12 protein-coding genes are annotated in these 13,369 nt (G+C 71.8%); 4 read left to right on the top strand and 8 right to left on the bottom strand.

The window, feature by feature from the left end:
* From ACG2DA_RS08375 to ACG2DA_RS08365, 3 genes are all read right to left on the bottom strand, one after another.
* On the bottom strand, positions 1-386 hold a 386-nt coding region (locus ACG2DA_RS08375), incomplete at its 3' end, for a hypothetical protein (RefSeq protein ID WP_395255112.1).
* A gap of 216 nt (positions 387-602) precedes the next feature.
* Complete coding sequence (locus ACG2DA_RS08370; RefSeq protein WP_395255111.1) at positions 603-1,124, bottom strand: metallophosphoesterase family protein; 522 nt, start codon at positions 1,122-1,124, stop codon at positions 603-605.
* A 121-nt stretch (positions 1,125-1,245) separates the two neighbouring features.
* Positions 1,246-2,397, bottom strand: a complete 1,152-nt coding sequence (locus ACG2DA_RS08365) for a type IV pilus twitching motility protein PilT (RefSeq protein WP_395255110.1) — start codon at positions 2,395-2,397, stop codon at positions 1,246-1,248.
* 281 nt (positions 2,398-2,678) lie between these two features.
* Here ACG2DA_RS08365 and ACG2DA_RS08360 point away from each other — a divergent pair, with 281 nt between their 5' ends.
* A complete protein-coding gene (locus tag ACG2DA_RS08360) occupies positions 2,679-4,019 on the top strand; it encodes a hypothetical protein (RefSeq protein ID WP_395255109.1) in 1,341 nt (446 codons plus the stop codon).
* 178 nt (positions 4,020-4,197) lie between these two features.
* Positions 4,198-4,707 (top strand): hypothetical protein, encoded by a 510-nt coding sequence (locus tag ACG2DA_RS08355; protein WP_395255108.1) that lies wholly within the window; start codon positions 4,198-4,200, stop codon positions 4,705-4,707.
* A 129-nt stretch (positions 4,708-4,836) separates the two neighbouring features.
* Here ACG2DA_RS08355 and ACG2DA_RS08350 read toward each other — a convergent pair whose 3' ends face one another.
* The 5 genes from ACG2DA_RS08350 to ACG2DA_RS08330 all read right to left on the bottom strand — a co-directional run bounded on the left by ACG2DA_RS08350 (position 4,837) and on the right by ACG2DA_RS08330 (position 11,985).
* Positions 4,837-6,843, bottom strand: coding sequence for a rhamnogalacturonan lyase (locus ACG2DA_RS08350; protein ID WP_395255107.1), 2,007 nt, complete (start codon positions 6,841-6,843; stop codon positions 4,837-4,839).
* Between the two features lie 71 nt (positions 6,844-6,914).
* Positions 6,915-7,739, bottom strand: a complete 825-nt coding sequence (locus ACG2DA_RS08345) for an ATP-grasp domain-containing protein (protein ID WP_395255106.1) — start codon at positions 7,737-7,739, stop codon at positions 6,915-6,917.
* A complete protein-coding gene (gene hisF, locus ACG2DA_RS08340) occupies positions 7,739-8,653 on the bottom strand; it encodes an imidazole glycerol phosphate synthase subunit HisF (RefSeq protein WP_395255105.1) in 915 nt (304 codons plus the stop codon). Before hisF ends, ACG2DA_RS08345 begins: the two co-directional genes overlap by 1 nt.
* Before the next feature lie 79 nt (positions 8,654-8,732).
* Positions 8,733-10,208 (bottom strand): protein kinase, encoded by a 1,476-nt coding sequence (locus tag ACG2DA_RS08335; protein ID WP_395255104.1) that lies wholly within the window; start codon positions 10,206-10,208, stop codon positions 8,733-8,735.
* Positions 10,209-10,527: 319 nt separating this feature from the next.
* The gene (locus ACG2DA_RS08330; protein WP_395255103.1) at positions 10,528-11,985 is read right to left on the bottom strand and encodes an FAD-dependent oxidoreductase; all 1,458 of its coding nucleotides are present in this window, start codon (positions 11,983-11,985) and stop codon (positions 10,528-10,530) included.
* A 130-nt stretch (positions 11,986-12,115) separates the two neighbouring features.
* Between ACG2DA_RS08330 and ACG2DA_RS08325 the strand changes: the two genes are divergently transcribed.
* The gene (locus tag ACG2DA_RS08325; RefSeq protein WP_395255102.1) at positions 12,116-12,517 is read left to right on the top strand and encodes a hypothetical protein; all 402 of its coding nucleotides are present in this window, start codon (positions 12,116-12,118) and stop codon (positions 12,515-12,517) included.
* 67 nt (positions 12,518-12,584) lie between these two features.
* A complete protein-coding gene (locus ACG2DA_RS08320; protein WP_395255101.1) occupies positions 12,585-13,367 on the top strand; it encodes a hypothetical protein in 783 nt (260 codons plus the stop codon).
* Positions 13,368-13,369: the final 2 nt, after the last annotated feature.

Below are 13,369 nucleotides of genomic sequence, written 5' to 3'. Positions count from 1 at the left end.
CCGGCCGGCGGGGGGCAGAGACCGCCGGCGATCCCCAGCAATCCAGCCGTCAGGGCCGCCGCCGCAGCCAACGCCGAAGCGTCCATCCGCAGGTCCCGGCGGCGGACCGAGTCCTGTTCCCGCAGTCGCTGTTCCTCCGTCCCCCCGCGGGGGGCGAGGTAGACGGGCGTCCGCAAGAAGATTTCGTGCTGAATCGTCCGGGCCGACAGCAGGGAGAGCGACGCCGCGACGGCGGCGGCGGTCAGGAAGATCGGCAGCCGGGTCCACTGGGGCGGCCCGCCCGCCGACGATGCCGGGGCGACGTTCGCCCCGGGCCCCCCGGAAACGGCGCCCTCGGGCGGCGAACCGGCGACGGGGGCGGCCGGGGCGTTCGGGTCGGGCGTCACGGCAGTCCGGGGAGAGGTCAGATCACGGAAAGCAAGCGGCGAGCGTCCGCAGCCTAGTCGCGGTCGCCCGCCCCGTCACGCAGGCGTTCTCCGCTGTAACGGAACGATCCCCCCACGCGCCCCGACCGACGGTCCGGGTCTCGGTCGAGCTCCGCAACTGACAGGCGGCGCCCGGGAAGCTTCACTCAACGCTGCCGGCGCGCCGGCCGGCGTCGCTCAGGACGGCGGGGTCTTCGCGGCCATCAATTCAGCGACCCGCTCGAACGGAACCGGGGCAAAGGCGTGGCAGTCCACGCCCACGTCCAGCGACAGGCTCTCCGGATCGTCCGGCAAGTTGCCGTGGGTGTGCCCGTAAAGGTGCCACGCCCCGCGGTGGGACTTGTTCCACGTCCGCATCGCGTAGTGACAAAGGGTGATCCGCTGCCTGTCGACCTTGATCTCCTTCAAGTCGGACAGGCTGGCGAAGGCGTCCGGGCAGTCCTTCAGCGTCTCCGCGTCGTGGTTGCCCCGGATCAGGTGCACGGTCCCGTGGAGCCGGGCGAGGTACTCCCGCGGCGCCCGCCGCGCCCGGAAGGCGAAGTCGCCGAGGTGATACACCACGTCCCGCGGCCCGACGACGGCGTTCCAATTGCGAATGAGCACCTCGTCCATCGCGGCGACGTCCTCAAACGGGCGGTCGCAGTGCTTAACGATATTGGCGTGGCCGAAGTGCGTGTCGGCCGTGAAGAAAACCGTCATTTTCTCGCCGCGGACACGCGGCCGCGTCGACGGGTTCGCAGCGCGACGTGCAATCGATCCTCGAACGCCCGCCGCACGGCCGCCGCGGAGTCGCGGCGGCCGTGATCCGGGGCGTGGTCCGTCACAGGATCGAGGAGCCCTTCACGTTGATGCCCTTCAGGGCCATCTTCAATTCTTCGGCGTTCGGGCTGACCTCGAAGGCGACCGCGCGGGAGATGAAGTCCTTCTCCACGAAGTACTGCAGAGAGTCGTTGAACTTCTGCATGCCCTCCTGTTTGCCCAGCGAAATCGCCTGGGCCAACTTCTCGTCCTTCTCCTCCATGATCAGTTTCCGGATCGTGGGATTGAAGGTCATGATCTCCACGATCGGCACCCGCTTCGGGTCGTCCTCGCCTTCGAGGATCGTCGGCAGCAGTTTCTGGGCGACGATGGCCTTCATATTGAAGACCATCGAGCTGCGGATCGCCGCGTGCATGTCCTGCGGGAACAGGTCGAGAATACGGCCGATCGTGGACGGCGCCGTGCTGGCGTGAATCGTGCCGAAGACGAGGTGGCCGGTCTCGGCGGCGTGGATGGCGGTCTCGAAGGTTTCGCGGTCGCGAAGCTCGCCCACCAGCATGATGTCCGGGTCTTCCCGCACCGCGTGCTTCATCGCGACTTCGAAGTCGATCACGTCCTGCCCGATCTCCCGCTGATTAATCAGGCACTTCTCCGCCTCGTAGATATATTCGATCGGGTCTTCGATCGTGAGGATGTGCTTCCTCATGTTGTGGTTCACCCAGTTCAACATCGACGCGATCGTCGTCGACTTACCGGACCCGGTGACGCCCGCCAGCAGGACCATGCCCTGGTCGAACTTACAGAGGCTCTCCATCACCGGGGGGAGGTTGAGCTTTTCGAAGTCCGGAATGAATCGCTCGATCCGCCGGGCCACCATGCCGACTTTGCCCATCTGGGTGAGCAGGTTCACGCGGAACCGCCAACTGTCCCCGTCCAGATCCATGATCTTGGCGAAGTCCGCCCCGCCGTCCCGGTGGAAGATGTCCAGGTTCCGCTGGTCCATCATCGGGAACAGCAGGTCGATCATGCCCTCCTCGGTGATGGGCGGCTGATCGAGTTCCCGCAGCGTGCCCCGGATGCGGAACACCGGCGGACGCCCGACCTGCAGGTGGATGTCGCTGCAATTCAGCTTGATCGCCGCTTTGAAGATCCGGTCGATCTCCAGCGGGGCGCCCTGCTTGAAGGTCGATTCAGTCCACTCGTGGGCTAGCACGGGTCGGGTCTCGCGGTCGGGGCGACGGGAAAGCGGGCCGAAGGGCCGGAACGGGGCCGAAGCGGCCGTGGCCGGAGGGGCCGAGGGACGCGGGCGACGGGGCCTCAGTTTACCGCCGCCCATCGGCGCTAACGAGGGGCGACGGCCGGCCCGTCCGGGCGCCGCGTCGACGCGTCGGCCGATCCCGGCCCGGTTGGGCGGTACAATCGGTCCCGTCCGTCGCCCGCCCGCCCGCCCCGCCCGGCCGTGTCCGTCCCGTCCCCCCGCCGAGCGAACGACCGGTGATCGGCGGGGAGCGGGTGGCCGTCGTGGAGGATGGATCCGGTCGCGAGGCCGGTCCGGGCGGCGTGCTGTCCGCGGAGCGCCGGGACGACGGCGAGAACGGCGGGCGGCTGATCGTCGCGGTCGCCGCCGCCGGGCCGCTGCGGACGGCCCGGGCGGGGGTGTTCGCGGTGGTGCTCAACGGGTTCGTGCTGAGCCTCGTGCTGGCGGTCTGGACGCAGAACCCCAACGCCTGGAACGGCCGGGCGATCGTCGGCCTCGCCCTGATGAGCGCCGGCGGGCTGGCGGTCGCGGCGCCCTTCCTGTGGGCCTGGGCGAAGCGGGCCTTCACGCGGACGCTGATCCTCGTGGACGACTCCTCGGTGGTCGTCCGCACCCGCTGGGCGCTGCCTTGGATCGGCAGTAAGGCTCGCATCACCCGCGACCGCCGCGGCCCGACCGACCACGCCACCGCCCGCCGCCGCGGCGCCTGGTGGTGGCCCGGCGGGGCGGTGCGGACGGTGCGGATCTTCGCCGGCGGCCCCGGCCGCACCGTCGCCGCCGCCCTGCCCCCGGAGGAGGAGCGGCGGTTGCTCGATCTGCTCAACGCCCGGCTGCTCTCCCCCACGGCGCCGGCGGTGGTGGTCAGGGCGACCTTCGACCCGGAAGTCCGGGCCGTGCTCCGGGGCGGCTGGGCGGTGCGACGGGCGATGAGCCCGGAGGCGTTGCGGGCCGAAACCCGCCGCGGTCGTCTGCGGGTGACGGAGGAGTCGGACGAGGTGGGCGCCCGCACGGTGATTCGCACCCCCGCCTACGAACGCTGGGGCGACCGGCTGGCGACGGGGATGGTGCTGATCGGCTTCGGGGTCGTCGGCACGCTGACGCTGGGCTGCTTGGGGGCGGCCGGGCTGATGGGGGGCCTGCCGCTGTGGTTCCAATTGGGATTGGCCGCGGCCCCGGCGGCGTTGTTCACCGTCGTGCCGCTGATCTACGGCGTCTGGGCGGGGCTGGGGCGGGTGACGGTAACGATCGGCACCCCGGCCGGAGCGGACCCGTTTCAGCCGAAGCCCCCGGCGGAGATCGTCTCCCGCTGGCACGTCGGCCCATTCGGCGTCACCTGGCGGGCCGAGGCGGCGGAGGTGCAGGCGGTCTGGATCAGCGGGAACGTGATTCGCCCCGGCCACCGGCAGGAGGGCGTGGGCGAACCGCGGAAGGTCTGCGCCCTCACCCCGCACCTGTCGATCCCCGTCACCGGCGACTACCTCCGCGACGCCACCCGGGCCCAGGCCGCCGCGGTCGTCCGCTGGGCCCTGCTGAAACACGGCAGCGCCCTGCCGGGCCTGCCGGGGGAGGAATCCTAAATCGCTCGGAGCCCCGACCGTGAGGGAGAAACCGCTCACCCGGCCGCGACTGCTGTGCGTGGCTGCGGACCGGGCGACATGACGATCAGCGGTGGGCCAACCGCGAGAACGGCCCCTCCCTGACGGTCGGGGCTCAGTCTGGCTTGCGAATCAGGCGAAGCGTTTCGAACGTGGCTTGATGGCCGAAACGCTCGCCTACTTCCTCACCGCTCACACCTACGGCTCGCGGCTGCACGGGGATAGCGAAGGCTCCGTCGACGCCGAACACGCAGTCCCGGGAACGCCGACGTACCGCCGGAACGACGCCCGCGCCCGCTTTGAGCGGAGCCTGATGACGCAGCCGGCGATGTCCTTCGGCGCCGCGGAAAGACGTTGCGTACAGGAGAAGATCGCAGCCGTGTGCGCGTATCGCGGGTGGTCGCTGACGGCGCTGCACGTCCGGACCACCCACCTGCACGCCGTGGTCGTCGCCGACGGGACCACGCCGGAGCGGGTTCTCAACGACTTCAAATCTTACGCCACCCGCGGATTGCGGGAGGCCGGACGGGTCGGGCCGGAAGGCAAGGTCTGGTCCCGGCACGGCAGCACGAAATACGTATCGACTCAAGCCTCGCTACGGCGGGTGATCGAGTACGTCGTCGAAGGCCAGGGCGACCCGCTGGACCCGCCGCCGATCTGCAATCTGTAGCGATCAATGAGCCCCGACCGTGAGGGAGGGGCCGTTCGCCCGGCCACGACCGCCGTGCGTGACCGCGGACCGGACACTTGCGAGAGAGACGCGGACCGCTGTGAAAGGCCCCTCCCTGACGGTCGGGGCTCAGGGGCGGACGTATTTCACCGCGTACGGCGGTTGGGGCAGCGGCATGCCGGCGCCGAGGTAGAAGCCTGGGTGGGCGGGCTGGTTATAGCCCACGTTCTGCCAGTCGACCGACACCCGGTAATGCGGGTCGTGCATCAGCGTCCGCAGGCGGTGGGGCGTCGGGATTGTGCTGACGAGGATCATCAACCGCGTGTTGTCCCGCGACCGCAGGATCAGCTCCTCCCGCCAGTCGCCGAGCACGTCCGCGGCCAGACAGGGGTTGGCCTTCGTCCCGTTGTTGGCGGCGCCGTCGTACGGCTCCCGGTAGCCGGTCAGGAGGCGGATCTCTTTGCCGGTCTCCGGGTTCCATTTGTCGACGATGGTCCCGTCGAGCAGTTCCCGGGTCAGGTCGCCGTCCCACCAGAGGCCCATGTTCGTCCAGCGGGGTTTGCGGGGATGGATCATGTCGCCGCGGACGTCGTACACGCCGGGGCCGCCGGAGCTCCAGAACTCGAAGCCGGGGGAGGCCGGGTCGACGTCGAAGGCGACGCCGCGGCCGACGTCCCGGTGGGGGAACTTCTTCCAGATCGCCGAACCGTCCGCGGCCCGGAACTCCATGCCGGCGTCGTGGGAGCGGCCCTCGTGGATGTCGAACACCTCCAGCCCGGGCCGGTCCGGGTCCATGTCGGTCACGTGCAGGGCGTCGCCGTGACCGAGACCGGTGGTGTAGAGGCCGGTCCCGTCGTCGTCGATCGCGCAGGCGCCGTAGACGATCTCGTCCCGGCCGTCGCCGTCCAGATCGGCGACGGAGACCTGATGGTTCCCCTGCCCCACGTAGCCCGCCAACTCCGGGCGGCCGAGGGTGTCGAAGACCCACTCGTTGCCCAGCCGGCCGTCGCGCCAGGTCCAGGCGGCGACGACGGTCCGCCCGCCGCGGCCGCCGCGGCCGTGGTAGTACCCGCGGCCGGTGACGAGGTGCGGCCGCTCCCCGTCGAGGTAGGCCACGCAGGCGGCGAAGCGGTCCATGCGGTTGCCGTAGTCGTCGCCCCACACGTCCCAAATCTGGTCGCGGGTGGGGCTGTCGGTCTCCGGGTGGCGTTGGGGGACGAACGGCTCGGAAGCCAGCGCCGCCCCGGTGCGGCCGTCGAAGACGGTGAGGAACTCCGGCCCGCGGAGGATCGAACCGCCGCGGTCGCGGTGGTCGGCGTCCGGGTCGCCCAGCGTCTCGCCCTGGCCGTCGACCGTGCCGTCGGCGGTTTTCAGCACGACCTCGCCGCGGCCGTCGCCGTCGAGATCGTAGGCCGTCAGTTGGGTGATGTGGGCGGAGGCGGCGACGTTCGGCCCCAGGTCGACCCGCCAGAGGCGTTCGCCTTCGAGGGTGAGGGCGTCGATCAGCACCGGCCCGGTGCCGCCGCGGCGGGCGCCGCCGCCGCCGCCGCGGGTGTTCGTCGGCTCCCACCGCAGGACGATCTCGTAGTCCCCGTCGCCGTCCAGATCGGCGACCGCGGCGTCGTTCGCCGTGTAAGAGAACGGCCGCCCGCCCCGCTCCCCGCCCGCCGGCGGCTCCAGCGGCACGCTGAGGTACGGCACGACCGGTTCGCCCGCCGCCCGCCGGAACGTCCCGCCGAGGTCGTCGTCCAGCCTCTCGCCCACGGCCTCCACCCGCCAAGCCGTCTCCGCGGCGGGGTCCCAGCCGTCGTCAACGAACCACGTATCGTGCAGCGGTTCTTCGTTCACCCGCGTCTCCGGCCCGTCGCCAACGGTGCGGTACAGGTGAAAACGGACGGCCTCCGGATCGCGGCCCAGCATCCGCCAACTGAGGAACGCCCCGCCGTCGTCCTGCGGGACCATGACCAACCCGCGGTCGAGGCGTTCGACCTGCCGGAGTGGGGCGGGCGGGGCCGCGGGGGTGGGGCCGTTCTCTCCCGTCGGCATTCCGGCACCGCCCGGGACTGGCCAAAGACTGACGGACAGGGCAGCGATCGCGGAGACCGCGGCGAGGTGCGGGCGGGGCAGTTGGCTCATGGACAGAGGCTCTGCGGGAGTCGACGAACGGGGGCGCCCGCGGCCCGGAACCGCACCGCCTCGAACGCATTTCAACGGGAGAGGGGAACGGGCTCGGCCGCCAAGGCCGCGTGTGCCGCAGCGACAACCGCCCCACGGTCGCAACCGTACAGACTCGCACAGGCGAACGCCCCGACCTCCAGCACGAACAGATCGCCGCCGCTCTCGCACAGGTCTAGGCACCACAGCGAGTCGGGGGCGTAGCCGCTCGCCGCGGCCTTCTCTGCCAACCGCCGCACCGGTTCAGGCAGCCCCGGCTCGACCCGCGGGCCGACGGCTTTCCGGTACAGGCACCCGGCGACGACCGCCCCCGCGGCGATCACCGCCCGCCATTCGCACTCCACCCGCCGCGGTCGACATGCCAATACAGGTTCGGCGGGGGCCACGTCGTAAAATGCGAGCCGCTCGACGTCGGCTTGCCAGGTCGCGGCTCGCAGCTGCGTGCCGGCGAACGGCTTCGACGCGGCGTCCGGTCGGACGAACGCCCGGCCGTCCACCCCAACGCGGTCCAACACCGCATCCCGACGGTCGGCTAGTTCCGCGAGCGTGAGCCGCACCGGGTCTGCATTGAGCAACCATGGCCTCAGCGGCCCCGAATACTCCTCGAACCGCAGGGCCGGAAAGTTCGCCCAGACCCCAATCGGGGCGCCGGCCGCGGTCCACGCCGCGGCGGCCTCTACCGAGCCGCGAAACACCGCCGACCCACACCCGGCCACGCGGTCCAGATCCTCCGGATCGGACGAATCGCAGAGCGCGACCGCCCCGCCGGCCGCCCGCACCGCCGACGGCAGCGGGTCGCCGACGGGCAGCACGTCTGGGTCGACGATCCACCGCGGCGGTCGGCGTCCGCCGGTCATCAGGCCACCACCCGCACGTTCACGCCCCGGCGGGCCAGGGCCGCTTTGCAGTGCGGGACGGGGTGGGTGCCGTCGTGGAAGATGCTGGCGGCGAGGACCGCGTCGGCCCGGCCTTCAGTCAGCGCGTCGAACAGGTCGGCGGGCGAGCCGGCGCCGCCGCTGGCGACCAGCGGGATGCCCACCGCCTCGCTGACCGCCCGGGTGATCTCCAGGTCGTAGCCGGTCTGGGTGCCGTCGGCGTCCATGCTGGTCAGCACGATCTCGCCGGCGCCGCGGTCGGCCATCTCCTTCGCCCAGGCGACGGCGTCCAGGCCGGTCGGCAAACGGCCGCCGTTGATGTGGACGTCCCAGGCGCAGGAATGAGGAATGTCGAATGACGAATGACGAACGGTTTCTTCCCACCGCTCGCGGAACCCGGGCTGCGTGGGGGCGGGGCGCTCGACGAGTCGCAGGCGTTCCGGAATCGGCCGGCCGGTTTCGTCATTCGTCATTCGACATTCGTCATTCCAAAGCACCCTTCGCGGGTCGATGTTCACCACAATGCACTGGGCGCCGAAGCGCTTGGAGGCCTCGCTGATGAAGTCCGGGTCGCGGACGGCGGCGCTGTTAACGCTCACCTTATCCGCCCCGGCGTTGAGCAGGGCCCGCACGTCCTCGCAGGTGCGGACGCCGCCGCCGACTGTGAGGGGCATGTGGACCTCGTCGGCGGTGCGGCGGACCACGTCCAGGATCGTGCCGCGGCCCTCGTGACTGGCGGTGATGTCGAGGAACACCAACTCGTCGGCGCCGTCCTGCTCGTAGCGGCGGGCCACGTCGACCGGGTCGCCGGCGTCGCGCAGGTTGACGAAATTCACCCCCTTCACCACCCGTCCGCCGTGCACGTCGAGGCAGGGAATAATCCGGGCGGCGGGCATGCAGGCGGAGCGGTGCGAAGAAAGAAGCGAGGCGGAAGGATAGCGACGCGCCCGCCGGGTGCGGACGCCCCGGACGGACTCAGGTTCTGAACGCGACGAATCCCGCGGCGAGCAGCAGGCCCAGGGAGGCCGCCCAGGCCCACAGCGTCGAGCCGCGGCCGCCGACCGGCTCGGGCTCCCCCTCCAACGTGCGGCGGGTGGCCTGGGCCGCCTGCCGCACGCGTTCCTCCGCGTCGGTCTTCTGCACCTTGTTGAGGATGGAATCCAGCTCCCCCCGGTACGTGGGGAACGCGGCCAGGGCGGTCGCCGCGGCGGCCCGGACGGCGACGTCCTCGCTCTCCAACGCCTCGACCAGCGCGTCGTAGTTCGCGGAACCGTCCTCGCCGAGTTGCCCCAGCGTGACGGCGGCGGCGACGCGCCGCTGCGGATCGTCGCTGCGAAGGCCCTCGATCCAGCGGGCCTCCGCCCGTTCGAGGGCCGCGTCGCCCGCCTGCCAGAGCGCCGCGGCCGGCAGGAGCAGACCGCAGACGGCCAGGGCCCCGGCGGCGGTCCATTTGATCCCGTCGGCGGGGGCGGCGACGGTTCGCGGCGGGGGGGCGACGGTGAGGTCGTCGTCGGAAACCTGCGGCTCCCCGGCGCGGACCGGGGGGAGGTCCAGCGTCATCGCCGGCGTCCGCTGACGCAGGGCGACCTGCTCGTCCAGCTGGACCAGCCGTTCGCCCACCTCCGTCGCGGACGCCGGGCGGTCCTCGATGCGTTTCTGCATCAGGTCCGCCACCAGCGCGTCCAGCCCGGGGGGGCAGTGCGGCTCCCGGGAGACGACCCGCGGAGCCGGCCGCTTGAGGTGCATCTGAAGGGTTTCGGCGGGCGTCTCCCCGGTGAACGGCGGGGCGCCGGTCAGCAGCTCGAACAGGACCACGCCCAGCGCGTACAGGTCCGTCTGCGGGCAGGCCGGGGGGCGACCGCGGATCTGCTCCGGCGCCATGTAGCGGAAGGTGCCCATCGTGCGGCCCTCCGCGGTCAGCTTGTTGCCCTCGCGGACCGCGGCGAGGCCGAAGTCCGCCAGCTTCAGCGTGCCGTCCTCGGCCAGCAGGAAGTTTCCGGGTTTGAGGTCCCGGTGGATCACCCCGCGGTCGTGGGCGAACGCCAGCGCGGCGCAGATCTGCTTGGCGTACCGCACGACGGTCTCCGGCGGGAGCCGGCCGTCGCGTTCCAGCACGTCCTGCAGGGTGCCCCCGGTGAGGTACTCCATCGCGTAGAAGCGACGGTTCGGCGACTTGCCGGGGCCCCCCTGTCCGGACGAACGGGGCCCGTCGGTCGTCCCGCCGAAGGTGTGCACGATGTGCGGGTGCCGCATGTCCCGCAGCAGGCCGACCTCCCGCTCAAACCGGGCGAGGACGGTTTCGTCGGTGACGTCCGAGGGCAGCAGTTTGACCGCGACGATCCGGTCGTTCTTGACGAAGCGGGCCTTCCAGACCTCCCCCATCCCGCCCTGCCCGATCCGTTCGAGCAACTCGAACGGCCAGATCCAGCGGTTCTCGACGGTCTCGGACACGGGGCCTGCGGCGGAGGGGGGCGGAGCGCAGGCGGGAGTATAGAACCGGGCGGGGCCGCGGTCGCCCGGGCGGGGTCGTCGATCGCCGGCGTGCGAGGGAGATGCGGCGTCCCCGGTTTTGCCGGCCCGGGCGCCCGCGGCCGGGATGTCCTCAGCGTCCCCCGCCGGGGCGATGACCGAGGACCGCGCCCGCGGCCCGGAAGTCGGGTGCGACGCCACCTCGCCAAGGCGTTCGAGCCGGAAGAACGGGTCCGCATCGTCGCCGATCTGGCCCGGCGCGGCAGCCGGTCCCCGCAGGAGGCCTGACGCTCCAAGATTGTCAGCCGGCGGCGAGCGCCTCGGCCTCGGCCCGTACGGCGGACAGCGGGGCGGCGACGTGCTCCCATTCCAACTCGTGCGGCGCCGCGGACCGCTGCGACGCGACCGCCGCCACGACGCCCGCCGCCTCGCCGGTCGCCACGGCGTTGCCGGTCACCCGGTAGCTGGCGTGAGCGAAGAAGTCCCCGCTCAGGCAGCGGCCGGCGGTCAGCAGACCGTCCACGTCCGCGACCACCAGCGCCCGCAGGGGGATATCGAACGGCTGCGCCTTCACCCCGCCCGAACCGTAGGCGGTCTTGTCGCCCTGCTCCTTCGTGAGGGCGTGAATGTCCACGCAGAAGCCGGAGCGGCAGACGGCGTCCTCGTGTCGGGCCCCGGCCGTGACGTCGTTCACGTCCACCTGATAGCGACCGCGGATGCGGCGGCCGTCGCGGACGCCGATCTGCTCCGCGGTCGTCACCAGCCGGGTCTCCGCCCACCCGCCGCCCAGCGAGCGCAGGGCCGTCGCCAGTTGGAACAGCTCCCGTCGGGCGTTGAGCGTGGCCTTGGTAACGGCCGCGGCATCGGTCGGGTCCACGCCGTATTCGTGGTTCAGCATGACCGCCGCGACCGGGCCGCCGAGGTGCCACAGCGTCGGCTTGGTGTAACTCGGCGTGATTCCGGCCCGCTTCAGTTCGGCCAGCAACGCCGCTTTGCGGTCCGTGCCGTCTCCGGTGTTGAAGGACGCCAGCATCTCCGGCTCCCCGCTGATCACGCCCATCAGCGACATCGGCTGGCAGGGGCAGCCCTCGCCGGGCTCCTCCGAGGACAGGTCCCGCCCCAATTCCCAGCGGCAGCCGGCGAGGGCGGCGAAGTCGTCGTCGCCGGTGGCGTCGACGAAGGCGTCCGCCGTCCACGCCTGCCGGCCGCTTTTCGATTCGGTGAACGCCCCGACGACCCGCCGGCCCTCCTTCGCCACCCCGGCGACGCGGGTGTGCAGTTGGACGTCGATGCCCAGTTCGTCGCAGAGGTCCTCCAGCGTGAACTTCATCGCCTCCACGTCGTAGAGGTAATTCCGCAGGGCCGACTGCCGGGCGTTGGCCCGCTGGGCGTCGAGCCGCTCCAGCCGGGCGAGCAGTTCGTTGTTGAAGCCCGGTTTGCCGGCGTCGATGACGTACGACAGCATCCCGCTGGTCCAAACGCCGCCCAGGCAGCCGTGCAGTTCGAGCAGCCGCACGCTCGCCCCAGCCCGGGCCGCGGAGATCGCCGCCGCCACCCCCGCCGGCCCGCCGCCGCAGATCAGCACGTCCGAATGCCCGGCGACCGGCACCTGCCGAGCCGGTTCGTGCAGAGTCCCCGGCGCCGCCGGTTTGCCCGCGGCGGCCCAGCCCAGCCCGCCCGGCAGGGCGAGGGCGGCGGCGGTTCCGAACAATTCGCGGCGGTGCATCGGCGGGGGCGGATCGGGGGGAGCGGAACGCATCACCCTACTCGAATCCGACGGGGAAAAAGTGCATCGCCCCCACCCGCGGCCGGGGCGATTCGCGGCAGCGGGGCGGAGCGACGCCCGTCAGGTTGGACTCTCGTTCTCCCCCGCACCGCCCGCCGGACCGATGCCCGAGCTCACCCGCCGTCACGCCGCCGCCGCCCTCGCCGGGGCTGCGGCCTCCGTCGCCGTGCCCGCCGCCCGCGCCCAGGACGGCACAAACCCGCTGGAGGCGGCGAAGGGCCTGTTGAAAGACGCGCCGGCGCTCGATCCGTCGGGACTGTCAGAACTGCTCAAGCTGCTCACCTCCGGCGACGTGACGCTGCGGGACCTGCGACGGTTCGGCCGGCCGAAGGTCGGCGGGGTGGTGGCGACCGTCGAGGGCGAGCCGGACGCCGTCGGCACGTTCGTCGGCAAACTGTACGGCCTGCCGAAGGTGCGGCCGATGGTCGAACTGCGGCCGCTCGGCTTCCCCAAGCTGAACGCCGTGCTGGCGACCGTCTCCGTCGGCGACGTGCCGGGCGATTGAGCCTCCCCCGCGGCGAACGTTGCATTGGTAGAGTGAACCCTTCCCCTCCCCCGTTCGGAACTCTCCGATGTTTGCGCTCGCCGCCGCCCTGCTCGTCACGCCCGCCGTCGCGCCTCAGCCGCCGGAGGTGGAGGTCATTCTCGAACAGCCGCCGGGCGGCGGGTTCGGCAGCGGCAGCGGTGCGTTCGGAGGCGGCGAGTACGGCACGGAGGGGTTCGTCGGTTTCGGAATCGGCCCCGGCGGATCGTCGACCGGCGAGACTTTCGTGCAGGGCCGGGGCGTCGGCGTGTTGATCTCGCCGGACGGCTCGCAGGTCTGGGGGTGGTCCGCGGAAGCGGGCGAGCTGGTCCCGCTGCCCGCAACCGTGCCCGAGGCGGACCGCGGTCGGTTCCGGCCGGTCGTCGGCGGGGGCGTGGCGATGGTGGTGACGGGCGGGACCGCGTACGCCTTCGGCGGGGCCTCGGGCGAATGGGGCTCCCACCCGATCGGCGATCGCCGGAACGCCGTCCCGATCGTCGGGAATCAGGTCGCCGCGATCCGCACCGCGGACGGCGTGTACGCCTACAGCGGCGTCACCGGCACCGGCGGGCTGCACCCGCTCGAGGCGGAGGAACAGATCGACGGCCCGGCGGTCGGCGAGGGTTACGTCCGGGTCGCCTCCGACCGCGGCTTCGGAGTGTTCAGCGCCCAGGCCGGCAAATGGGGTTCCGTCCGCTACGCCGCGGTCTCGCCGGACGACGCCCCGGAGACCGGCGGCCAGCCTGCCCCAGGCGAACCGAACGAACCGGAGGCCGACCGCGGGTCCAGCAATCCCAACGCCGACGAGCCTTCGGTCGACCCCGAGGCGTGAGG

Origin of the sequence: Alienimonas sp. DA493 (genome assembly GCF_043951915.1) — a bacterium.
Classification (GTDB): Bacteria; Planctomycetota; Planctomycetia; order Planctomycetales; family Planctomycetaceae; genus Alienimonas.
This window is presented reverse-complemented; position numbering and strand designations above follow the sequence as displayed.